The organism is Rhodococcus sp. WB9, from assembly GCF_007558985.1.
Lineage (GTDB): Bacteria > Actinomycetota > Actinomycetes > Mycobacteriales > Mycobacteriaceae > Rhodococcus_F > Rhodococcus_F opacus.
On the sequence record NZ_CP041769.1, the window covers coordinates 491,060 to 513,250 of the forward strand.

Genomic DNA, 22,191 nt, shown 5'->3' on the forward strand with positions numbered 1-22,191 from the left:
GCGTCGGTCACGGTCCGGTGGTGACCAGTTCGGCCGGGACCTGACGGTCGTTCGCCAGCGCGTCGAAGAACTGCGACGCCCGGTCGTGATCCCAGAGCAGCACGTTCCCGGCGCCGTCGACGTCCTCGAAACCGCCCACGGGAACGGTCGTGGTGATCATGTCGCCGCGCACCGCCCACGCGAGTGCGGCGAGGTGCCAGATGTGGTCGCTCTCGTCGACACGCAGTGATGCGGCGGTGTCGGTGACGAGCGGCCAGACGCGGAACGGGTTGAGCCACGTCGCGGGACTGGTGGCCTTCGACATCAACGCCGCCATGAACATCCGCTGATGGTTCATCCGGTCGATGTCGGCGAGCGCGGTCGCACGGCTGCGGACGAAGCCGAGGGCCTGCGCCCCCGTCAGTTCCTGGCAGCCGGGCGCGAGGTTGATTCCCGCGAGCGGATCGTCGATGGCGGTGTCCAGGCACATGTCGACGCCGCCGATCGCGTCGACGATGCCGGCGAAACCACCGAACCCGATCTCGGCGTAGTGGTCGATGTGCAGACCGGAGGCCTCCTCGACCGTCTGGGTCAGCAGTTGCGGACCACCGAACGCGAACGATGCGTTGATCTTGTCCTCGCCGTAGCCGGGGATCGACACGTACGAGTCGCGCGGAATGCTCACCATCGTCGCCGGGCCGCCGCCGCTGGGGACGTGCACCACGATGATGGTGTCGGTGCGGTCGGGGCCGCTGTTGCCGCCGGTCGACAGCTGCTGTTCCTGCTCGGGGGTCAGCCCGGTGCGGCTGTCCGATCCGACGAGCAGCCAGTTCGTGCCGGGGGTGTCGTCGATCCGGCCGGGGTAATCGGCCAGCGCGTCGATCCGGTTCAGCGAACTGTCGAGGTAGTACGTCATGCCCGCGAGCGCCAGGACCAGCACCAGGAACAGGATGCCGATGCGCCGACCCCAGTTCCGCTTGCGCTTGGGGCGTCGCTGCCCCGGGGGCTCCGGGGTCCGCGGCGGTGCGAGCGGCGGGGGTGGTGGTGGCGTGCGAGGGGGTCGCCGGTCGGGCACCCGAGGCGGCGGTGGCGGCGCGTCACGGTAGGGCTGCGGCGTCTGGGTGGGCGCGTAGCCGCGCGGTCCCTGCGGCGGCGCCGACCGGGACAACTGCGGTTCGGGGGCCTGCGACCACGCCTGCTGAGGCGGCGGGGCGCCGCGTCCGTCGCGGCGGATCACCTGGGTGCCCTCCGGCGGCGGCGCCGGGGGACCCTGCCGGGGAGCGGGATGTCGCGGGCGGGGCGCAGGAGGTCCCTGTTGCGGGGGACCCTGCGGTGGCACCCGCCGCGTCTGCGGAGGAACCCGCTGGTCAGGTGGTGGCATTCGGCGGTTCGGGGGCGGCGGCACCTGCTGCCCGCCCTGCGTCCGCCGGGGCGGACGGGGCGGCAGCGGAGGATAGGGGGCGTCGCCGGTCACCCGCACGACTTTACTGGTCCGGCCGGATTACGGAATCCAGCCGACGTGCCCGCGCAGGGCGGCGTAGCCGACGAACGCGATCGAATCGATGGTGGCGTGGGCGATCACGAGAGGCCACAACCGTCCAGTCTTCTGCCAGTACCGGCCGAACACCAGACCCATGGCGACGTTGCCCAGTCCGCCCCCGAAACCCTGGTAGAGGTGGTATGTCCCGCGGAGCACCGCCGACGCGAGCAGTGACGAATTCTCGCCCCACCCGAGTTGCCGCAGCCGGGTGATCAGATATGCGACAACGAGCACTTCCTCGGCGCCGGAGTTCGCGATCGCCCACAGGATCAGAGCAGGCAGCCGCCACCAGTGATCCCCGATGGTGCTGGGCACGACGGTGAGGTTGGCGCCGACCGCGCGGGCCAGCAGGTAGAAGCCGAGCCCGGGCAGACCGATCAGCGCGGCGAGCCCGACACCCTGCGTCGCGTCGGGACGCCAGCGGAATCGGCCGAGCCCGACGTCGCGCGGGCCGAGGCCGCTGCGCCACAGGAGGTACAGGCCCAGCGCAGCCCACGCGAGGAGTTTCACGACGCCGAGCAATTGCCGGGCGATGTCGATGATCTGGTTCTCCGCGCGGGAGACGTTGAGGGCGACGGCCTGATCGGCGAGGTTTCCGGGGGTCAGCAGCGATTCGGACAGTGACAGCAGTCCCGACAGTCCGCTCGTCCCGAACGTGACGAGCAGGACGATCGTGATCTCGATCCACAGGGCCCGCCGCTCGCTCCCGGTGGCCGGCGGAGCCGCCGGTTCGGGTGGGGCAGGCCGTATCCAGGAGGCGAGCGTTGCACGCGAGATCACGCGGCACACGCTAGCGTGCGCCGAACCGGAATACCGATCAGCCGCGCGCGCGGAGTCCGTTCACGAACGGGCATCCCACCAGCAGCCGGATCGCCCTGCTCAGCGCGACGGTGTCGTCGACCGGCGCCGAGAACGGCATCCAGATGTCGCGATCGCCGTGGTCGTTCTCGACGCGCAGTCGCAGCCCGTACCGGTCGATGCCCAGGGGGCGGACACGTCCGCGTCGCATGTGGGGCGGCAGTTTGCGGGACAGCATGTCGATGAGGTCGCGGTGGTCCTCGTCGAGATGCTGGAGCCAGGCGGTCTCCAGTTCCCAGAACGGGTCGGGCCGGGCGGCGAGCAGGTCGTCGAGGGCGACGGGTTCGGCGCCACTGGAATCGGCGACCACCGCCGATTCGAGGCGGAGCTGCAGCAGCGTCGCATCGTGCCCGACGTCGAGAAGTCCGGGGTGCGGGTATTCGGACGCCACCTCGTCGGCCAGCGTCCGGGTGTGTGCCTCGCAGAGGGCGTGGAGGGTGCCGCGCAGCCAGACGAGCGACCGCACGGGCTCACGCAGCGCGAGCGGTGAGTTGTCGGTCAGCTCCAGCACGGCGGGGATTCCGCCGCCACCGGCGAGCCAGGACAACGTGGCGGCCGCCGATTCGGTGGGCACCGCGACGACGACGTCGCCGCTGGACCGCAGGTGGTGTACCGACGTGACGGTCGGTGCGCTGCCTTCGACGGCGAGTACCGCGTCCTGGGTCCGTGCGCACGAGCTACGCACACGCTCGGCGGTGGACGGACCGGTGGTCGTGACGGGCATGGAGCCTCCTTCAGGGTTCCGCGATACTGAGGTAACCCTAACCTAATCTGGCCGAGTCGGCGATGGCAACACCCCGAGACGATTCCGGTCCACGAGGTGGGCATTACGGTGGGGAGGTGGCTATACCTCTCACCCTCGGTGTCCCGCGATCCCGCGGACCGCAGTCGTTGCTCGCGGAACTTCTCAGCGGATCCCGGGACACGGGCCCGGCCGTCGGCGGCGCACTCGGACCGCGGGTGGTCCCGGCGTCCGCACTGCTCGACGCCGTCGGGACCGACGCCGGCCGCGTCATCGTGGGTCTCGACGTCGATCCCGCCGTTCTCCGCACCAGCGAGCAGGCCTCCTACGAGGCGGTCCGCTTCCACCTCGACTGCCCCGCGGACCAGCTCGGCGACGCGGTCGCGCTCCGGCTGCCGTCTCCGCTCGCGGTGTTCGTCACGGTCGACGGCAGCGACGACCTCGGTCTGGCCGAGTCGGCGCAGCAACTCGCGGACGCCGGCCGCATCCCGGGCCTCGCGAACGGGCACGCCATCGGCGAGGTCGCCGACTTCCTGGCCGTCCTCGCGCACGCGGACGTCGGGTACGTGGCGAGGGCCCGGGACACGGCGGAGGTGCTCGCGCTGCTGTCCGGGACGGTCGCGTCCCTTCGCGGCGACGACGTGCGGGCGGCGCTCGCGGCACCGGATCCCACGACGCTCACCTCGCTGATCCCCGAGGCCGCGGAGGCCGTCCGCGAGGTCCTGCTGGGGGTCGAAGTGCACGACCCGGCGCTCGTCGCCCGTGAGCTGGCGGACGCGGGTCTGCGGTAAACATTCACCGTCAATGCGCCGGTCCGTCAACGCTCGGTGCGTAATCTCGTAGGCGTGCCAAAGATCGCGTATTTCGGACCCTCGGGAACCTTCACGGAGATGGCGCTCGCCCAGCTCGAGGCCGCGGGTGCCTTCGACGGCCCGGTCGAGCGGGTAGCCGCGACGAGTCCGCCCGCCAGCCTGGCCAAGGTGCGCGACGGCGTCGTCGACGGTGCCGTCGTTCCCATCGAGAGCTCCGTCGAGGGGGCCGTGGTGCCCACCCTCGACTCGCTCGCGCTGGGCGACCGCCTGCAGATCGTGGCCGAGACCGAGCTCGACGTGGCGTTCACGATCCTCGGCGGGGCAGGCATCGAGCGGCTCGATCAGGTGCGCACCGTGCGGGCGTACCCGGTGGCGGCCGGTCAGGTGCGAATCTGGCTGGAGGAGAACTGCCCCGGCGCCGAACTCCAAACGGCGTCCTCCAACGCAGGCGCCGCCGAGGACGTGGCGAACGGCCTCGCCGACGCCGCCGTGTCCACCGCGCTCGCGGGCGAACGGCTCGGGCTGCGCAGCCTGGCCGACGGGGTGGCGGACGAGAAGAGCGCCCGCACCAGGTTCGTTCTCGTCACCGCGCCGACCCGGGTGCCCGCCCGCACCGGCGGTGACCGCACCTCGGCCGTGCTCGAACCCCACAACACACCCGGCTCCCTCGTCGATGTGCTCTCCGAGTTCGCGACCCGCGGAATCGATCTCATCCGGATCGAATCGCGCCCAGTCCGCACCACCCCCGGCTTGTACCGCTTCTTCGTCGACTGCATCGGGCACATCGACGACCCGCTTGTCGCCGAGGCGTTCCGTGCGCTGCACCGCAAGTCGCACGTGCGGTTCCTCGGGTCCTGGCCCGCGGCGAACCCCAGCGGCCCGCCGCCGCCGTCCGACGGAGACGCAGCGGACTGGATCGAACGAATCCGTCAGGGAGAGAGGGAATCGTGAGCGGCAAGCTGATCCTGGTCCGGCACGGGCAGACCGAGGCCAACGTCGAGCGCAGGCTCGACACCCGGCTGCCCGGTGCCCGGCTGACACCCGAAGGGCTCTCCCAGGCCGAACGACTGGGCACCGACCTCGCCGCGAAAGCGACGACGGCCGCCCTCGTGTCCTCGCAGGCACTGCGCGCCCGGCAGACGGCGCGCTTCGTCGAACTCGCGTCGGGCATCGCCGTCCAGGTGCGGGAAGGCCTGCACGAGGCCCAGGCCGGTGAACTCGAGGACCGCAGCGACGAGGAGTCGCACAAGCTGTTCATGAAGACGTTCCACCTGTGGCACACCGGCGAGTTGGACGCCCGGGTTCCCGGCGGGGAATCCGCCCACGACATCCTCGAACGGTATGTGCCGGTCGTGGACGCCCTGCGTGAGCAATACCTCGACGACCCGGCGGAATCGGGTGACGTCGTGCTGGTCAGCCACGGCGCCGCCATCCGGCTCGTGGCGGCGCAACTCGCCGGGGTGCCCGGGCTGTTCGCCGCCAACAATCATCTGGCCAACACCCAGTCGGTGGAGCTGACACCGCTCGCGGGCGGCGGCTGGGAGTGCGTGCGCTGGGGAACCGTCGAGCCACCGTTCGAGCACCGGGTGATCCCCGGCGCGGACGACCCGATGGGGTGACGTCGTTGCGCGCACTGTGGGGTTGCGCGACGATGGAGGAAACCGTCCTCGAGGAGTGACGGCGGTGGATTGGTTCGTTGGCGATGACTATTCGCTCGGTCGGCTGCTCGTCACCGAGGGGCTTGCCGCGATCTATCTCGTCGCGTTCGTGGCCGCGAGAAACCAGTTCAGGCCGCTCGTCGGCAGCAACGGGATGCTGCCCGTCCCGAACTTTCTCCGCGCGGTCACGTTCGGACGTTCACCGAGCATCTTCCATTTCCACTACTCGGACCGATTCTTCGAGGCGGTCTGCTGGACCGGCGCCGCACTGTCTCTCGCCGCGCTGCTCGGTCTGACGCAGGTCGTCCCGCTCGCGGCGTGCATGCTCGTGTGGTTCGCCCTGTGGGTGCTGTACCTCTCGATCGTCAACGTCTCCCAGATCTGGTACAGCTTCGGCTGGGAGTCGTTGCTGCTCGAGGCGGGTTTCCTCGCGATCTTCCTGGGCAACGCCTCGGTCGGTCCGCCGATACTCGTGCTGCTCGTGCTGAGGTGGTTGCTGTTCCGCCTCGAATTCGGGGCCGGGCTGATCAAGATGCGCGGCGACCGATGCTGGAAGGACCTCACCTGCCTGTACTACCACCACGAAACCCAGCCGATGCCCGGACCGTTCAGCTGGTACTTCCACCGGCTGCCGAAGCCGCTGCACAAGGTGGAGGTGCTCGGCAACCACTTCGCTCAGCTGGTGGTGCCGTTCGGGCTGTTCGCGCCGCAACCGGTCGCCGCCGTCGCCGCGACGATCATGATCCTCACCCAACTGTGGCTGGTGGCGAGCGGTAACTTCTCGTGGCTGAACTGGACGACCATCGTGCTGGGACTGTCCGTCATCCCGGACGACGCGTACGAGAAGGTGCTGCCGTTCGACGTCCCGGCCGCCGGCGACTCGGCGCCGATGCCCTTCGTCGTGCTGGTGATCGCGGTGACGGCACTCGTCGTCGTGTTGAGCTACTGGCCGATTCGCAACATGATCTCCCACGGACAGCGCATGAATGCGTCGTTCAACAAGTGGCACTTCGTCAACACGTACGGCGCGTTCGGCAGCATCACCCGGGTGCGTTACGAGGTGATCGTGGAGGGCACGTCGGACGCGCACGCCAGTGTGCACTCCGTGTGGAAGGAGTACGGCTTCAAGGGAAAACCGGGTGACGTCAACCGGCGACCGCGCCAGTTCGCGCCGTATCACCTGCGGCTCGATTGGTTGTTCTGGTTCACGGCGATCTCGCCCGGCTACGCCGAACCGTGGTTCCGGGGTTTCGTCGAGAGGCTGCTGCGCAACGATCGGGACACGCTGAAGTTGTTGCAGTACAACCCGTTCCCGGAGGAGCCGCCGAAACACGTGCGTGCGCGGATGTACCGGTACGAATTCACTACCTGGAAGGAGCGCCGCGAGACGGGCGCCTGGTGGAAGCGGCAACCGGTGTAGGTCAGCGGAGCCGGTCGGCCAGCGACTCCAGCGCCTGCCGCAGGCGCTGCGGGGTGCCGGGACTGAGCGACGACCACCCCACCCCGTGCGCGGAGACACTGGACGTGCCGACGATGCGTCCCGCCGACGTGTCGAAGACCGTGACAGGCCCGCCCACGGGGTCGTATCGTCCGTCGCCGTAGACGATTCCGACGATCTCGGCGTAGGAGGTACAGCCGGCCATCGCGTTGCCGAGGACGGTCGCGTCGACCGCGCTCACCCCGAGTGCGGTGAGGGCGGCGGCGAGCGTCTTGCCGTCCCCGCCCTGATCGAAGGCTTCGCCGAGCTGGACCGTGGGTGCGTTGACGACGCCGACGTTCATCGGCTCTGCGGCCCCCAGCGCTCCGATCACGGGGGCGAAGATGTCGGCGCCCGCATCCTGGACGACGTACGTGTCGCCGGCGCGCAGGGCCAGCACCGAGAGAGCATCGCCCTGGGAGATGCACAGTCTCGAGATGCTGCCGTCGACGTACCAGCGAAGGGCGATCTCCCACAGAGGCCGGGCGAGAACCCGTAGGCGGTCGGCGAGTTCGGGGTGAACCCCACCGCCCGGGAGCAGGTCCCGGGCGGCGAGGGTGTCGACTGCGCCGCGGAACGCTGCGTCCCTGGCGTCGTACGTGTCGTACCGCGGGGTGGCGTCGAGCACCACCGGCAGCACATCGAGTGCGAGCATGTCGACGAGATAATCCATTTCGTCGAGGCCCAGGGTCACCGCCGGGAGGGTCGGTACGCCCGGCTGGGTGCCCAGGTCGATCACCGTCCGGACTCCCGGTGGTCGGGGTTCGCGCCGATGACCGACGGAATGACGGTGCGTCCGTCGGAGAAGTGCTCGAAGTTCTTCAGGTAGTCGGGGGTCTCCCGTTCGTCCTCGTCCTGTGAACCCGCCCCGGCGGCGCCCGCTCCACGTCCGACCGTCATCGGTCCGCTGCCGGTGGCGCCGCGCGCCGCCGCAGCCGGGTTCACGTCGGCGCGAACGTCTCCGATCACCCCGCCAGGTGCGGTTGCCGGTGCGCCGGGCCGTGCGCCCTGGCCGCCGTCCGTCTTGCCCCAGCCCTCGGGCAGGGTCGCCCCGCCTGCGGTGCCCGCACCGATCGCACCGACCGAGGTGCGGGCTGCCGCCGCGCTGGTCGAGGCAGAGCCGCCGCCGTACGCGCCGCCGGACATCATCGGCGCACCGCCCACCATCGGGGTGACGCCGCCACCGGTGACCGCGGACAATGCCGCGCCACCGATGTTGCTCGCCGCCGACGTGGCGGTCGAGACGGTGGTGCCCGCGATGCTCCCGACCTGCGACGCGGCCGTGGTGACGGCCGGGTTCTGGCCGGCGGCCATCAGTGCGGCAGCGGCGGCACGCGTCGGATCGAATTCACCGTCGGACGGGATTTCGTCGAAGGTCCCGACCTCCTTCGAATCGGCCTTCGTGACGATACGAGGGGGCTGCCTGTACGTGCGTTTGAGTGCCAGGATGTTCGACGCGGCCTCGTATCCCTCCATCACGAGCCCGGCGCGAATGTCCATCGCGCGGTCCGCGGCTTCGGCGGCCGCGGCGGTGCCGTTGAGCGCCCCACCCGTCGTGTACGCGGTGGCCTTCGCGGTTTTCACTGCGACGATCTCGGGGATGCTGGGCATGATGAGCGCGGCGGTGGTGTAGGCGCCCGCTTCGAGCCCGGCCTTCGCTGCGGTGTCCGCGGCGAGTTCGGCACATTCCGCCGTCCACACCGTGAACGGCGTGATCTTCGCGAGCGCCGCGACCGCGGACACTCCCTGCCAGCCGGCCGCGAGTTCGGCCATCACGCGGACGAGTGTGAGGTTGGCGTCGACGAAGCTCGTGGACAGCGCCGTCCACGCCGCGCTCGCCACGCTGAGCGGCACCGGACCCGCGCCGGCGGCGAGGGTGGTCGAGTTGACGGTTGCCCCTCGGGGCAACCAGATGACACCTGTCAGTCCCATGGTCATGTCTGATCTCCTGGTGGTCTCGAGGCGCCGGCCGTCACATGCCCGCAGCGAGGGACGCGCCGAGCGCGAGGTCCTCGGCGACATACAGCGCGGCCTGGGTGCGGAGTGTGTTCGCGGTCTCGCGCATCTCGAGAATGCCCTGGGCGACAGCAGGAGTGAACGTGTTGGCGACGGTATTGAAGTAGCCAGCCGCGTGCAGCGAGACCTCTTCGCTCCCGGAGGGAAGCACGCGGATGGCCGCGGAGTTGAGAGCGACCGCGGTCTCGAGACGCGCGGCGAGCGCGTCGAGTTCCACGGCGGCGGCGACAAGAGCTTCAGGTGCGACGTGCAGAGCTGGCATTGCGTCGAACTCCTTCTTGACCTAGGCAGGCGGAAGGCAGTTGCCCCCCGGCAAACGAACTGCATGTGCAGCTGTCCCTACACACTTGGACGCTGCAACGCGCTCTTCGGTTCCCCCCGAACCCGAGAAATTTCTTCTCGGGAAAACCGTTCATCCCCAGCCGAGCTCGTGCAAGCGATCTTCTTCTATCCCGAAGTAGTGCGCAACCTCGTGTATCACGGTGACGGCCACCTCGTGGACGACTTCCTCCTCCGAACTGCAAATTTCGAGGAGGGCGTCGCGGTAGACGGTAATCGTATCGGGCAGCGATCCGCCGTAATGGCTGTCCCGTTCCGTCAGCGCGATCCCGTGGTAGAGGCCCAGAAGATACGGGTCCTCGTCGTTGCGGTCGTCGACGAGGACGACGACGTTGTCGATCGCGGACGCGAGCTGGGGTGGGATCAGATCGAGTGCGTCGCCCACCAATTCCTCGAATCGGTCGGGCGTCATGCTCACCGCCACATCAGTTCCCGGGGACCGGCGCTGCGCCGGGAAGCGGTGTCGGAATCGACCTACCCTCCGGGACCGGCGGCGGCGGTACGGGCGCCGCGCCGTTGATGAGGATCTCGCCCCTCGCCGAACCGGTGATGGTCGAGAAGCCGCCGGCGTCGGTCTCCTTGCCCACCGAGCAGTTCACCCGCCTGCTGCCCGCGAGCCAGCTGTCGAGTTCCAGGTTGTCCCAGAACAGCGTGAGCGTCTTGTTGCGCAGCGCGTCGGCGGAACCGAGGTACTCGTTGGCGGCCTGCGTGCACACGCCTTCGAGATACTTGTCCTGGTCTTCGACGGCCGGCATCGAGGAAGGGAACTGGGTGGCCAGGTCGACGACGGAGATCACTTCGAAGGCGTGGGGTTGCGCGCAGTCGACGGGATCGGTGGGCACGTTCTGGTTGATGCCGATGCAGGTGCCCGGATCCCAGATGTTGGATTGGTCCTGCTCGGCCACCTTGCCGGTGAACGGCAGCAACGTCCCTGCGGTGCTGGAGAATTGGAGGCCGCACCGCAGAGTGCGCTCGCCCGCCGCCCAACCGGACTCGCTGGGGAACATGAGACCCACGCTGAACTTGCCGTACGGATCGAACTTCGCGCCGAGGTAGGAGTCGACGGCGGGCACACAGTGTTCGTCGCGCAGCGCGGCGAACCGCAGCGCACCCGGGTAACGCGAACCCGGACCGAACTCGGCGCCCGGATACACGCTGAGGTCCAGCGGCGCCGCCACCTCGAACCGGTGTTCCTCCGAGCAGTCGACCTTCGCGACGTCCTTCCGGTCTTCCTGCGGATCGTTCGACGGCGTCCAGTCGAGGCAGTCGCCCGCGGCCGCCGAAGCGAACGCGTCGCCGTCCACCGAACCCGTCGCCTGCGGTCCGGAACCGGCGGAGTGCGCGGGGAGGTTCTCGCTGCGGTTGAAACCGCCGGCGATCGCGAACGTGGCGATCGCCGCCACCACGGCACCTGCCGCGACGGCCGCGAGCGCGCGACGCGTCGTGGTCGCGGACATGCTGCGGGGAGCCTTCTCCGGTTGCCCGGCATTCTTCGGCTGGGGGTCGGCGCCGTTCGACTGATCTGAGGACATCGATTTCCATAATGCCTGTTCCGCTCGTGGAAGCAGAACAACTCCCGCAATCGGCTGGAACCTGGCGTAACTTCGACGACCATGAGTGACGATCCTCAGCACTCCGCCGAGCCGGTGGATCCTGAACTGCAAGAGCTCGCCGGGCGTGTGTTCGACACGGCACGATCCGGCGACGCCGTGTCCTTGGCCACGTACCTCGACGCGGGCGTCCCGGTGAACCTGGCCAATCAGAACGGCGACACTCTGGTGATGCTGGCCGCCTACCACGGTCACGCCGTGGCCGTTCAGGTCCTGATCGACCGCGGCGCCGACGTCGACCGGCTCAACGACAAGGGACAGTCCCCGCTGGCAGGGGCGCTGTTCAAGGGTGAGGACGCCGTGGTGCGGACCCTCGTCGCCGGTGGTGCCGACGCCACGACCGGCCACCCGACCGCCGTCGACGCCGCCCGCATGTTCGGCCGCGAGGACCTTCTGAGCCTGCTGGAACCGAAACCGGAGTGAGCCGCCCCGCGGCGCCCGGTAGGGTTTGAAGCCGTGATTGACCTGAAGTTCCTCCGCGAGAACCCCGACGCCGTCCGCGAGTCGCAGCGCACCCGTGGCGAAGATCCCGCCCTGGTCGACGCATTGCTCGAGGCCGACGCGTCCCGGCGCGCCGCCGTTCTCGCCGGCGACAATCTGCGTGCCGAGCAGAAGGCGTTCGGCAAGAAGGTCGGGCAGGCGTCCCTGGAGGAGCGTCCGGCGTTGCTCGAGGGCTCCAAGGAACTCGCGGCCAAGGTCAAGCAGGCCGAGGCCGAGCAGCACGAGGCGCAGGCCGCGCTCGACGCCGCGCACCGGGCGATCTCCAACGTCGTCCAGGAGGGCGCCCCCGCGGGCGGCGAGGACGACTTCGTCACCCTCGAGACGGTCGGCGAGATTCCCACGTTCGACTTCGAACCCAAGGACCACCTCGAGCTGGGTGAGTCGCTGGGGCTGATCGACATGGAGCGCGGCGCGAAGGTGTCCGGCGCCCGCTTCTACTTCCTCACCGGCTTCGGCGCGATGCTGCAGCTGGGAATGCTGCAGCTGGCCGCGCAGAAGGCCATGGCCAACGGCTTCCAGATGATGATCCCGCCGGTGCTGGTGCGACCGGAGATCATGGCGGGAACCGGGTTCCTCGGCGCCCACGCGGACGAGATCTACCACCTCGCCGACGACGACCTGTACCTCGTCGGCACGTCCGAGGTCCCGCTGGCCGGGTACCACTCGGGCGAGATCCTCGACCTCGCCGACGGGCCCAAGCGGTACGCCGGCTGGTCGACGTGCTTCCGCCGCGAGGCCGGCAGCTACGGCAAGGACACCCGCGGCATCATCCGGGTCCACCAGTTCGACAAGGTGGAGATGTTCACCTACTGCAAGCCCGAGGACGCCGACGCGGAGCACCAGCGCCTGCTCGGGTGGGAGCGCGACATGCTCGCTGCCATCGACGTGCCCTACCGCGTGATCGACGTGGCCGGCGGCGACCTGGGGTCGTCGGCCGCCCGCAAGTTCGACTGCGAGGCCTGGGTGCCCACGCAGCAGGCATATCGCGAGCTCACCTCGACGTCCAACTGCACGACGTTCCAGGCGCGTCGTCTCGGTGTCCGGTACCGCGACGAGAACGGGAAGCCGCAGACGGCCGCGACCCTCAACGGCACCCTCGCCACCACCCGGTGGATCGTCGCCATCCTGGAGAACCACCAGCAGTCCGACGGCACCGTGCGGGTGCCCGAGGCGCTCGTGCCGTTTGTCGGGACGGATGTCCTGAAGCCATGAACGCAGGCGCAGGGCTTTTGGGAAGGCTACCCTTGCGCGAACGCCGAAATGATGTAACCCTTACCTAATCGAGTTGGTAAGGAGCTCCACATGTTCGTGTGCATCTGCAAGGCAGTGACGGAAGACGAAGTGCACGAGCACTGTGCTGCCGGAGCTGACAGTGCGGATGCCATCGGTGAGCGTTGCGGCGCCGGATGGGGATGCGGAACCTGCGTCGATCGGTTGAAGGAGATTCTGGAGCGGTCGGCCGCCGACAGCGTGGCCGCGTGACGAAACCGCAGCACAACTGAATCCCGCGATTCTCCACATTGCGGGATATTTCCGGTGGTACGTTCGCCTCAACCGGGGCGAACGGAGAAGTCATGCGCGGCGACGACGAGGTTATTGCTCTTCTCAACGAACAGTTGACCAGTGAGCTGACTGCGATCAACCAGTACTTCCTGCACTCCAAGATGCAGGCCAATTGGGGCTTCACCAAACTGGCGGACAAGACTCGGGCGGAGTCCATGGAGGAGATGAATCACGCCGAGATCCTCACCGACCGGATCCTGTTCCTCGAGGCGCTTCCGAACTATCAGAAGCTGCTGCCGCTGCGCATCGGACAGGACCTGCGCGAGCAGTTCCATTCCGACCTCTCCATCGAAGTCGAGGTCGTCGAGCGCCTGCGTCCGGGAATCCAGATGTGCCGCGACAAGGGCGATGCCACGTCGGCGAAACTGCTCGAAACGATCCTCAAGGAAGAAGAGGATCACATCGACTATCTGGAGACGCAGATCGAACTGATGGACAAGATGGGCGACCAGCTCTACATGGCCCAGCTCGTCGATCAGCCGCCGACCGTCGGATAGTCGAAAACGGGGTGACACCCCCGGCGCGGAGTGCGAAACTGGGCGCGTGAGATATCCCGCCGCCCAGCCTTGACCCAGTTCGCAGCGTTCTCTCGCCGTCCGCGTGGTCGGCTACGTGTCCATGCGCGACCTCATCCCGCTCTATGGTCTGTACGACCTGCTGTTCGCCGACCACGGACTGAGCGTCGGTCAGATCTCGTCCCTGTTCGTCATCTGGTCGGTCGTGTCCTTCGTCGCCGAGGTGCCGTCCGGCGCGTGGGCCGACACCGTGTCTCGACGTGGCCTCCTGGTGTTCGCGTCCGTGCTGTACACGGCCGGATTCAGCGTGTGGATCCTCGTGCCGTCGTACGCGGGATTCGCGGCCGGATTCGTGTTGTGGGGCATCAGCGGCGCCATCCAGTCGGGCACGTTCGAGGCGTTGCTGTACGACGAACTCGTGGCGCGAGGCGCCGCCGGTGACTTCGCGAGGTTGCTCGGCTTCGCCAACTCCGGCGCCATGGTGTGCAACCTTCTCGCGACCCTGACGGCGGCGCCGCTCTACGTCCTCGGCGGATATCCGCTGGTCGGATGGGTCAGCGTCGGTGCGACCATAGTCCACGGGGGCTTCGCCCTGCTGCTGCCCGCGGCACCCGAGGTCGAAGAGTCGGACGAGACCCTCGCAGCCGCGGACGAACGACGGGGACTCGCGGCCCGGTATGCCGCGATGCTGCGCGCCGGCCTCGGCGAGGTGACGCGGGAGGCGGTGGTCCGGCACGGAGTGCTGCTGTCGGCGGTGCTGATCGCGTTCCTGGCGTTCGACGAGTACTTCGGGCTCCTCGCCCGCGACGGTGGCACAGCGACGGCGTCCGTACCGCTGCTCGTCGCGATCACGGTGAGCGGTCAGGTGGTCGGCACAGCCCTCGCCGGACGCACGGCGTCGATGCGTGCCGTGACGATGGGGCGGGCCGTCGCCGTTGCCGCGATCCTGCTCGGCGGGGGAGCGCTGCTCGGCGGTGTCCCCGGATTCCTCGCGCTCGGCGTCGGCTACGGCATCCTCGGCAACGCGATGATCGTGTCGGAAGCGCGCGTACAGGATGCGATCACCGGTCCCGCACGCGCCACCGTCACGTCGGTGGCCGGACTGTTCGGTGAGGTGGCCGCGGTGCTGGTCTACGCGGGCGTCGCCGTCGGGTCACTGTGGTTGTCGGTCACGACGCTCGTCGCGGCGCTGGCCGTTCCCGTGCTGCTGTCGGCGGTCCTGGTGCGTCGGTGGCTGCCGCCGGTCCGCGCCGACGCCCCCACTGCCGGGTGAACGTACCCTTCGACGTCTCAGATGCGCCGAAGGGTACATTCGCCCGCCGGGGTCAGAGCTTCGTGGACCGCAATTCGTGACCCTTGGACGTCTTGCAGCGGCCCGACTCGAGGTCCCACTGCCAGCCGTGCAGGTTGCAGGTGAGGTTGGTGCCGTCGACGACGCCGAACTTCGACAGGTCGGCCTTCAGGTGCGGGCAGCGACGCTGAATCTCGTAGCCGCCGAGTTCGATCGACGCCGAGTCGTCGTGGGCCTCGGCGAACCAGCCGTCGGCGTACGCGATGCGCTCGTCGGTGAGGCACTTGAAGAACGTGTAGAGGAATTCGTTGTATCCGCCGACGCGCCACGCCTCGAAGCGGGTGGACAGGAAGATGGTGTTCACCCAGTCGGGCTCGTCGTCGCGCAGCACCGTGCGCACCAGTTCGGGGGCGATGCGGAAGCCGTAGCGGTATTTGCCGTCCTTCTCGCCGCGCGGACGGACGGTGCGCTGCGGGAAGTCGAGGACGACGGTCTCGTCGCCCATCACCAGGCCGACGGGGTAGCCGATGCCGTCGCAGATCAGGTCGGACTGCTTCATGATCGGCTCGAACTTCGCCTTGAGCCCCTCCAGCAGCGGCTCGCCCTCGGCGGGGGCCCACGTGGCCTTCTCGGCGGCGAGGACCGGCGCCATGCGCTTCGCCATGTCCTCGATGTAGGCAGCCTTGTCGGAGAAGATCTTGTCGACCTCGGCGTCCGGGATCGGGTGCGTGAGAGTCAGCTCGCCGCCCTTCAGGTCCGCGGTGGACCCCGGGATCATCAGGATGCCGCCGTCGTTGCCGTGGATCCGCATCTGCTCGAGGAACGTGATCTGGTCGGGGAAGATGTTGCCCTCGTCACCCCGGTCGTCGTTCAGGTAGCGCAGGGCGTCGTCGAGGAACACCGGCGGTCCGGCGGACGGCACCACCCATGTGGCCGCGACCTGCTCGATGTAGCTGCGGCAGCGGTCCATGCCGCGCTGACGCTTCTGCTTGCCGAAGTTGGCCTTCGTCTTGGTGGGGATGTCGTAGACCATCGGGTACCAGATGGCGCCCGAGTACTGCAGCAGGTGGATGTCGATCTTGCCGAACTCGTCGTGCAGGACGTCCATGTCGACGGGTCGTGCGTCGTTCATGTTGAAACACGTGGTCTCGCCGTCGGACACCACGAGACCCGAGTCGCCGATCGGACCGTCCGCGGGTGCGCGCAGCGCGATGATCATGACGTCGAGGTCACCCTTGGGGCCGGTGACCTTGTGCTTGACGGAATCCTCGGTCTCGAAGAAGGTGTGGAAGCCCAGCGCCTCGAGTTCACGCTTGAGGTCCGGCACCGGGTAGTCGGGGAGCAGCACCGTCGCGTCCTTGTTGACGTGCTTGCTCAGGTTCTCCGGGTCGAAATGATCCTTGTGCAGGTGCGACACGTACAGGTAGTCGCAGTTGCCCAGGGCGTCCCAGTCGAGCTGGGTGTTGTCCGGGAACGGGAACCAGGACCCGAAGTATGCGGGGTTCACCCAGGGGTCGCACAGGATCGAGCCTGCCTCGGTCTGGATGTGGAATCCGGCGTGTCCGACGCTGGTGACCTGCACTGGTATGCCTCCTGGGAGCTGAGCGACTGTTCCAGAGTAGGCGGTCCCCCCAGGTGAGTGGCAATGCGCGCTCCAGCACACCATGCCACTCACGTGCGGTCAGGTCACTTCGCCCAGGCAGTAGCCGTCGGGGCCGATGGACAGCGTGAGCTGCCTGGTGTTCGTCACACCGGACACGTCGGTGACGGGTACGGACACTTCCAGGTAGTCGCCGCGGACCGGCGTGGCTGTCATCGCGTCGGCGGCGAACGCCGTGGTCCCGGCGAGGACGTCGGGGTCGAGTTGGAGCGGCGGCCTGCCGCCGGTGCCCGTGCCGGACGGGTCCCAGGGGCTGAAGCCGGGGCAGATCAGCGGGTAGGCGGTCTCGGTGTCCGCCCTGTTCACCGGGGCGCCCGACTCCCGAGACAGGAATCGGGTGACGGCGTACTCGGCGTCGGCGGGGGTGTAGAAGTCGACGGTCCCGGCGGGGTGGACGTGCGGGCAGGCGTAGCCGGACGCGATCTCGCTGCGTTTGACGGACACCGTGGTGCCGCCGCCGGTCCACGACACCGCGAACTGTCCGTCGACGCCGGGTTGCGCGAGGGCCCCGAGGATCGCGGACGTGTCGGCGTACTGGTCGGCGGCTTGGGCGGGCGGCAGCGTCCAGCATTTCGCGGGGACGGTGTCGGGCCGGGTGACCAGGTCGGTGGCCCAGGCGCGGACGGCGTCGACCGCTGCGGGGTTGCCGGGTACGTCGCCGACGATCACCTGCGGCACCGGGGCAGGCGGCGTGGTGGTCGAGGGCTCGGCGGCGGATGCGGGAGCGGACGCGGTGTCGGCCGGGGGCTCCTCCGTCGGGATGCCGGATTGCGAATCGCACGCCGCCCCCGCGCCGAGGATCACCGCGACGACCGGCGCGATGAGCGCCCTCCTGCCCCTGCCAGCCATCTCCAGCGCGCCCTTTCTCTCGACTCCCCACCGAATGTCCGTCCCCGACGGCGGGCCAGATCGCGGATACCCGGCTACGCTAGCCGATTGTGGAACCCGTCTACCGAACCGTCATCGGCATCGCCCGCACCGTATTCGCCCTCGAGGGGCTGAAGTTCACGGTCAAGGGCGATCAGCACATTCCGTCGACGGGTGGGGCGGTGATCGCGATCAATCACACCGGCTACATGGACTTCACCTACGCCGGACTTCCGGCCCGCCGGGTGAAGCGGTACGTCCGCTTCATGGCGAAGAAGGAAGTGTTCGACAACAAGATCTCGGGCCCGATCATGCGCGCGCTCAAGCACATTCCGGTCGACCGGGCCGCCGGCGCGGATTCGTACAAGGCGGCCGTCGACTTCCTGCGCCGCGGCGAATTGGTGGGTGTGTACCCGGAGGCCACCATCAGCCGGAGCTTCGAGATCAAGGAATTCAAGTCGGGTGCCGCGCGCATGGCGATCGAGGCGAATGTGCCGATCATCCCGGTGGTCATCTGGGGGGCGCAGCGGGTGTGGACCAAGGGGTTCCCGAAGCGGCTGGGCCGCACGAACACTCCCATCTCGATCGCCGTCGGTGAGCCGATCCAGCCGTTCGAACCCGCGGCCGAGCTGACCGCGAAGCTGCACGCCACGATGACGACGATGCTCGCCGACCTCCAGCAGGGCTACGACCACCCGGCGGGCGAGTACTGGGTGCCCGCGCGCCTCGGTGGCAGCGCGCCGACACTCGACGAAGCGAACAAGATGGACGCCGCCGACGCCGAGGCGAAGGCACAGTCCCGTCGGGCCCGGGAGACCGGTAACTAGAAGGTGGCGGTGGAGCCTGTCTACACGGCTGTCGAGTCGACGGCCAAGGCGTTGTCCCTTTTCCAGGGGTTGAGGATGACGCGAGTCGGCCTGGACAACATCCCCACCGAGGGTGGGGCGGTTCTCGCCGTCAATCACACCGGCTACCTGGACTTCGTCCAGCTGGCACTCGCGGTCGGTGCGGTGGACCGCAAACTGCGGCTCATGGCCAAGGCCGAACTCGCGCACAACAGGGTGATGGCGTTCCTGATGCGTGGGTGCAGGGTCATCCCGGTCGACCGGACCGCCGGCGCGGGCGCCTACCTCGCCGCGGTGGAACGGCTGCGCGAGGGCGAACTGGTGGGTGTGTACCCGGAGGCGACCATCAGCCGGAGCTTCGAGATCAAGGAACTGAAGTCGGGTGCGGCGCGCATGGCGATCGACGCCCGGGTGCCGCTCGTGCCCGTCATCGTGTGGGGCGCTCAGCGGATCGCCACCAAGGGGCAGCCGAGACAACTTGGGCGGCATCGGTTCCCGGTGACCGTCGAGGTCGGCAGGCCGATCGAGCCGCGGGAACCGGCGGAGGCCCTCACCGAGACCCTGCACACGGAGATGGACGCCATCCTGCGCCGGGTGCAGGACGGATTCGACCATCCGGCGGGAGCGTACTGGGTGCCCCGGCGACTCGGCGGCAGCGCGCCGACCATCGAGGAGGCCACCGAGATGGACCGCCGCGAAGCCGAGGAACGGCGGGCCCGGTAACGGCCGCCCGGCGGCGCCGCGGACTCGGCAGGCAGAATGGCTGGGTGAGCCCAGACCGACCGAGCCTTGTAGCGTCCGATGTCGACGGCACCCTGATCGGGGAGGACGAGCGCATCAGTGCCCGCACCCGCGACGCCGTCGCGTCGGTGGTCGCGTCGGGAACCCCTTTCGTGCTGGCCACCGGCCGGCCCCCACGCTGGATCCATCCGGTGGTCGAGGGCCTCGGCTACGCGCCGCTCGCCGTCTGCGCGAACGGCGCCGTCATCTACGACAGCGACAGCGACCGCGTGCTCAGCGCCGCGACCCTCGACGTCGACACCCTCACGTGGCTGTCGGAGATCGCGCTCCGCGTGTTGCCCGGCGCCGGGCTCGCGGCGGAGCGTGTCGGGGTGAGCGCCCACGACGCCGCGACACCGCAGTTCGTGAGTTCCCCCGGCTACCAGCACGCCTGGCTCAACCCCGACAACACCGAGATGTCCGAGAACGAGGTCGTCGCGGCCCCCGCGGTGAAGTTGCTGATCCGGGTGCCGGAAATGTCCAGTCAGGCGATGGTCGACGCGCTGGCGCCGCACATCGGTCGCCGCGCGGACGTCACGTTCTCCACCGACAACGGGCTGATCGAACTGTCGGCGTCGGGAATCACGAAGGCGTCGGGTCTCGCGCTGGTGGCGGAGCGACTCGGCGTGACGGCGTCGCACATCGTGGCCTTCGGTGACATGCCCAACGACATTCCGATGTTGAACCTCGCGGGCCGGGGTGTCGCCGTCGAGAACGCGCACCCCGACGCCAAGGCGGCCGCCGACGAGGTGACGGCCACCAACTGGGACGACGGAGTCGCGAAAGTACTCGAGCGCTGGTGGTCCTGAGACCACCAGCGCCCGGGAGGGTGAAACCCGATCAGCCGGCCGGAACCGGTGCCGGTTCGACGGGAGCGGGCGCGGGAGCCGGTTCGGGTGCCGGAGCCGGAGCGGGCTCGGCCGGAGCCGGCGGAACCTGAGCCGGGTCCGCGGGCGGTGCGACGGGGGCCGCGGCATCGACCCGGGCACCGTTCTTGTAGGCCTCCGCGTACGTGTCGTTGTAGGTCTTCAACACCTTGGTGACGATGCCGGTGATCTCGTTGAAGATCAGCGAACCGTTCTCGAAGTCGGTGCGCAGACCGCCCGGGATCGGGTACTCGTCACTGGTGGGCAGGCCCAGTTCGCCGTTGTCGGCTCCGAGGTTCTGCCACGTCTTGAAGATCTGTCCGAGGACCGCCCACACACCGCCGTTGGGCGAGGTGAAGATGGCGCCGTTGGCGAACTGTGCGCCCGAGTTACCGGCCTTGGCCTGCAGCAGTCCGGTGATGGCCTGGCCGAGCCGGCCGGTGTCGCCGCCTTCCGCCACCCACTTCTGGGCGACCGGCGACGGGTCGGTGAGCCGCAGCAGTTCGTTGACCAGGGCGGGGATTCCGGCGCCGAGGCTGGCGCTGGCGTCCGTGCCGGGACCGCCGGACGGCGCCGGAGCCTCACCCGAGGGTGCGTCCGAGGCCAGCGACGCGTTGCCGCCGCCGAGGTTGGCCGCCGCGATCTGCCGGATCTCGTCCATGTGTGAGTACGCCGCGTCTCCGGGGCAGGACGTGTTGCCGACGTCGCGGTGCGCGAAGATCACCGGGAGATCGACGGCCTCACCCTCGGCATAGGGAGTGAATTCGGTGCCCTCGGAGTACATCGTCGTCTCACCGAGTGGGTCGAGTCCGGCCTTGCCGAGCTTCCAGCCCAGGAACTTGCCGACGGCGTCGAGGGTGGCCTGCGGCGGATCCTCGGACGAGAAGTCGCCCATCATCGCGACTCCGGTGGTGTTCTCGTTGAACCCGCCGGCGTGCGCGCCCTGGACCGGACGGTCGAGACCGCCTGCGCGACCCTCGAAGATCTGGCCGTATTTGTCGACCAGTGCGTTGTATCCGATGTCGCACCAGCCGAGCGTCTGCGCGTGGTAGGCGTAGATCGCCCGGACGATCTCGGCCGATTCGGCCTTCGAGTAGTCGTTGGCTCCCGCGGTGTGGTGCACGGTTGCACCGCCGATGAAGTCGTCGTAATCGGGGTCCTGGCACCGGATGGACTCGTCCGCGCCCCACTGCTGGCGGCTGATGACCTTGGGACCGCCGCTGTCGAGGGGGCTCGCGATGTCGCCGAGCGTCGCGTCGCCGGGACCACTGCCCGGTTCGATGAGCACGGCCGTGACGTCGTCGGCGCCCGCGCGTGCCGGCTGCTGCCGCAACGGCGTGTTGACGGCGGCAGGGGTGTAACCGAGCGGTGCGGCCCCGTCGGCGGCGGGAGCAGGGGCTGCGGGTGCCGGGGCGGGAGCGGGAGCGGGCACCGCGTCGGGCGCGGGTGCGCCTGCCGGTGCAGGGATCGAGGTGGGGGTCAGGATCTGGATCGCCTTCGTCAGCCCGACGTAGACGGGTTCGGTGGCGACCTTGCCGTCCGACGCCGTCTTGTCCGTGCGACGCGTGTCGATCATGTCGGGGGAGACCCACTGTCCCCACGTTCCGTCGGCCTGCAGCGCCCGGACCTTCGACTCCGCGGACGCGAGGGTCTCGGAGGTGAGCGCCACCATGCTGAACGGGGTGTCGCGGGACAGTTCCTTGACGATCGTGCCGGGCTGCTGATCGGCCGTGGGCAGGATCGCGGGGTCGGAGACGTCGCCCGGGGCGGGGAGCTTCAGTGGGATCTGCAGGTTCGGGATCTGGATTCCGCCCGGGAGCTGCACGTTGCTGGGGATGTGGAGGTACGGCGGGATCTTCAGGTTCCGGAGGTCGCCGATGTTGACGTCGGGCAGGTTCAGCCCGGTCAGTTCCTTCAGCGGAATCACGATGTCGGGGATCTGCGACAGCACGACCTGCGCGATCTCGGTGGACACTGCCGAGTTGGAGGTTTCGTTCGTGGATTTGACGTCGGAGGGTGCGCTACTGATGCCGTAGACCGCAACGGGACTTGCGACAGCCAGAGCGGCGACAGCCCCGAGGACGATCGAGGGCTTCGGTCGACGGTGCGGCAAGGGGGACTCTCCTCAGTTGTAGTTTCCTGCGAGCGACCTCGCGTGTCTGCAACTCGTGATGCTCATGTGACTGAAGAGACTGTTGTTGCTAACTCCAACCACTCTTGCCACACTAGTCACACAGGTCCATAACGCTCAACCTTACATTGAGACTTTATC

At 68.8% G+C, this 22,191-nt stretch carries 23 protein-coding genes; 12 read left to right on the top strand and 11 right to left on the bottom strand.

Features of this window, described 5'->3' with window-relative positions:
* Nucleotides 1–7: 7 nt before the first annotated feature.
* The 3 genes from FND50_RS02425 to FND50_RS02435 form a co-directional block, all read right to left on the bottom strand.
* The gene (locus FND50_RS02425) at nucleotides 8–1,216 is read right to left on the bottom strand and encodes an LCP family protein (RefSeq protein ID WP_247251975.1); all 1,209 of its coding nucleotides are present in this window, start codon (nucleotides 1,214–1,216) and stop codon (nucleotides 8–10) included.
* 264 nt (nucleotides 1,217–1,480) lie between these two features.
* Nucleotides 1,481–2,299 carry a CPBP family intramembrane glutamic endopeptidase gene (locus FND50_RS02430; RefSeq protein ID WP_144284642.1) on the bottom strand — a complete coding sequence of 273 codons (819 nt, stop codon included), beginning with the start codon at nucleotides 2,297–2,299 and terminating at the stop codon, nucleotides 1,481–1,483.
* Nucleotides 2,300–2,336: 37 nt separating this feature from the next.
* Nucleotides 2,337–3,101, bottom strand: coding sequence for a DUF2470 domain-containing protein (locus tag FND50_RS02435; protein WP_144284643.1), 765 nt, complete (start codon nucleotides 3,099–3,101; stop codon nucleotides 2,337–2,339).
* Between the two features lie 116 nt (nucleotides 3,102–3,217).
* On the opposite strand from FND50_RS02435, the gene FND50_RS02440 reads away from it, so the two are divergent.
* The 4 genes from FND50_RS02440 (at nucleotide 3,218) to FND50_RS02455 (ending at nucleotide 7,009) form a co-directional block, all read left to right on the top strand.
* On the top strand, nucleotides 3,218–3,910 hold the full coding sequence (locus tag FND50_RS02440; protein ID WP_144284644.1) for a hypothetical protein: 693 nt from the start codon (nucleotides 3,218–3,220) through the stop codon (nucleotides 3,908–3,910).
* Between the two features lie 54 nt (nucleotides 3,911–3,964).
* Nucleotides 3,965–4,882, top strand: a complete 918-nt coding sequence (pheA, locus tag FND50_RS02445; protein ID WP_005573465.1) for a prephenate dehydratase — start codon at nucleotides 3,965–3,967, stop codon at nucleotides 4,880–4,882.
* Nucleotides 4,879–5,550, top strand: coding sequence for a histidine phosphatase family protein (locus FND50_RS02450; RefSeq protein ID WP_065488623.1), 672 nt, complete (start codon nucleotides 4,879–4,881; stop codon nucleotides 5,548–5,550). Before pheA ends, FND50_RS02450 begins: the two co-directional genes overlap by 4 nt.
* 64 nt (nucleotides 5,551–5,614) lie before the next feature.
* Nucleotides 5,615–7,009, top strand: a complete 1,395-nt coding sequence (locus tag FND50_RS02455) for a lipase maturation factor family protein (protein ID WP_397493242.1) — start codon at nucleotides 5,615–5,617, stop codon at nucleotides 7,007–7,009.
* A gap of 1 nt (nucleotide 7,010) precedes the next feature.
* On the opposite strand, the gene FND50_RS02460 is transcribed toward FND50_RS02455, so the two are convergent.
* The 5 genes from FND50_RS02460 to FND50_RS02480 form a co-directional block, all read right to left on the bottom strand.
* Nucleotides 7,011–7,805 (bottom strand): ESX secretion-associated protein EspG, encoded by a 795-nt coding sequence (locus FND50_RS02460; protein WP_144284646.1) that lies wholly within the window; start codon nucleotides 7,803–7,805, stop codon nucleotides 7,011–7,013.
* Nucleotides 7,802–9,004, bottom strand: coding sequence for a PPE family protein (locus tag FND50_RS02465; RefSeq protein ID WP_064080277.1), 1,203 nt, complete (start codon nucleotides 9,002–9,004; stop codon nucleotides 7,802–7,804). The genes FND50_RS02460 and FND50_RS02465 overlap by 4 nt, the downstream gene beginning before the upstream one ends.
* 34 nt (nucleotides 9,005–9,038) lie before the next feature.
* Nucleotides 9,039–9,344 (bottom strand): PE family protein, encoded by a 306-nt coding sequence (locus tag FND50_RS02470; protein ID WP_144284647.1) that lies wholly within the window; start codon nucleotides 9,342–9,344, stop codon nucleotides 9,039–9,041.
* Nucleotides 9,345–9,494: 150 nt separating this feature from the next.
* Entirely contained in the window at nucleotides 9,495–9,845 is a 351-nt protein-coding gene (locus FND50_RS02475) for a metallopeptidase family protein (protein WP_005260457.1), read from the bottom strand.
* Nucleotide 9,846: 1 nt separating this feature from the next.
* Nucleotides 9,847–10,953, bottom strand: coding sequence for a septum formation family protein (locus tag FND50_RS02480; RefSeq protein WP_144284648.1), 1,107 nt, complete (start codon nucleotides 10,951–10,953; stop codon nucleotides 9,847–9,849).
* An 81-nt stretch (nucleotides 10,954–11,034) separates the two neighbouring features.
* Between FND50_RS02480 and FND50_RS02485 the strand changes: the two genes are divergently transcribed.
* From FND50_RS02485 to FND50_RS02505, 5 genes are all read left to right on the top strand, one after another.
* A complete protein-coding gene (locus FND50_RS02485; RefSeq protein ID WP_005260455.1) occupies nucleotides 11,035–11,454 on the top strand; it encodes an ankyrin repeat domain-containing protein in 420 nt (139 codons plus the stop codon).
* 33 nt (nucleotides 11,455–11,487) lie between these two features.
* Nucleotides 11,488–12,744 (top strand): serine--tRNA ligase, encoded by a 1,257-nt coding sequence (gene serS / locus FND50_RS02490; protein ID WP_144284649.1) that lies wholly within the window; start codon nucleotides 11,488–11,490, stop codon nucleotides 12,742–12,744.
* 90 nt (nucleotides 12,745–12,834) lie between these two features.
* Nucleotides 12,835–13,014 carry a bacterioferritin-associated ferredoxin gene (locus FND50_RS02495; RefSeq protein ID WP_005248857.1) on the top strand — a complete coding sequence of 60 codons (180 nt, stop codon included), beginning with the start codon at nucleotides 12,835–12,837 and terminating at the stop codon, nucleotides 13,012–13,014.
* Nucleotides 13,015–13,106: 92 nt separating this feature from the next.
* Nucleotides 13,107–13,592: a bacterioferritin gene (bfr, locus tag FND50_RS02500; RefSeq protein WP_144284650.1), complete on the top strand. Its 486-nt coding sequence runs from the start codon at nucleotides 13,107–13,109 to the stop codon at nucleotides 13,590–13,592.
* Between the two features lie 103 nt (nucleotides 13,593–13,695).
* A complete protein-coding gene (locus FND50_RS02505; protein WP_144284651.1) occupies nucleotides 13,696–14,883 on the top strand; it encodes an MFS transporter in 1,188 nt (395 codons plus the stop codon).
* 52 nt (nucleotides 14,884–14,935) lie between these two features.
* Here FND50_RS02505 and FND50_RS02510 read toward each other — a convergent pair whose 3' ends face one another.
* Nucleotides 14,936–16,483 carry a Rieske 2Fe-2S domain-containing protein gene (locus FND50_RS02510; protein WP_144284652.1) on the bottom strand — a complete coding sequence of 516 codons (1,548 nt, stop codon included), beginning with the start codon at nucleotides 16,481–16,483 and terminating at the stop codon, nucleotides 14,936–14,938.
* Nucleotides 16,484–16,582: 99 nt separating this feature from the next.
* Nucleotides 16,583–17,410, bottom strand: coding sequence for a hypothetical protein (locus FND50_RS02515; RefSeq protein ID WP_144284653.1), 828 nt, complete (start codon nucleotides 17,408–17,410; stop codon nucleotides 16,583–16,585).
* A gap of 89 nt (nucleotides 17,411–17,499) precedes the next feature.
* On the opposite strand from FND50_RS02515, the gene FND50_RS02520 reads away from it, so the two are divergent.
* The 3 genes from FND50_RS02520 to FND50_RS02530 are packed head-to-tail and all read left to right on the top strand — an operon-like array spanning nucleotide 17,500 to nucleotide 19,862.
* Complete coding sequence (locus FND50_RS02520) at nucleotides 17,500–18,255, top strand: 1-acyl-sn-glycerol-3-phosphate acyltransferase (protein ID WP_144284654.1); 756 nt, start codon at nucleotides 17,500–17,502, stop codon at nucleotides 18,253–18,255.
* 9 nt (nucleotides 18,256–18,264) lie between these two features.
* Nucleotides 18,265–18,996 carry a 1-acyl-sn-glycerol-3-phosphate acyltransferase gene (locus tag FND50_RS02525; protein WP_144284655.1) on the top strand — a complete coding sequence of 244 codons (732 nt, stop codon included), beginning with the start codon at nucleotides 18,265–18,267 and terminating at the stop codon, nucleotides 18,994–18,996.
* A gap of 44 nt (nucleotides 18,997–19,040) precedes the next feature.
* On the top strand, nucleotides 19,041–19,862 hold the full coding sequence (locus FND50_RS02530) for a Cof-type HAD-IIB family hydrolase (protein ID WP_005248850.1): 822 nt from the start codon (nucleotides 19,041–19,043) through the stop codon (nucleotides 19,860–19,862).
* 31 nt (nucleotides 19,863–19,893) lie between these two features.
* On the opposite strand, the gene FND50_RS02535 is transcribed toward FND50_RS02530, so the two are convergent.
* Entirely contained in the window at nucleotides 19,894–22,032 is a 2,139-nt protein-coding gene (locus tag FND50_RS02535; protein WP_144284656.1) for an N-acetylmuramoyl-L-alanine amidase, read from the bottom strand.
* Nucleotides 22,033–22,191: the final 159 nt, after the last annotated feature.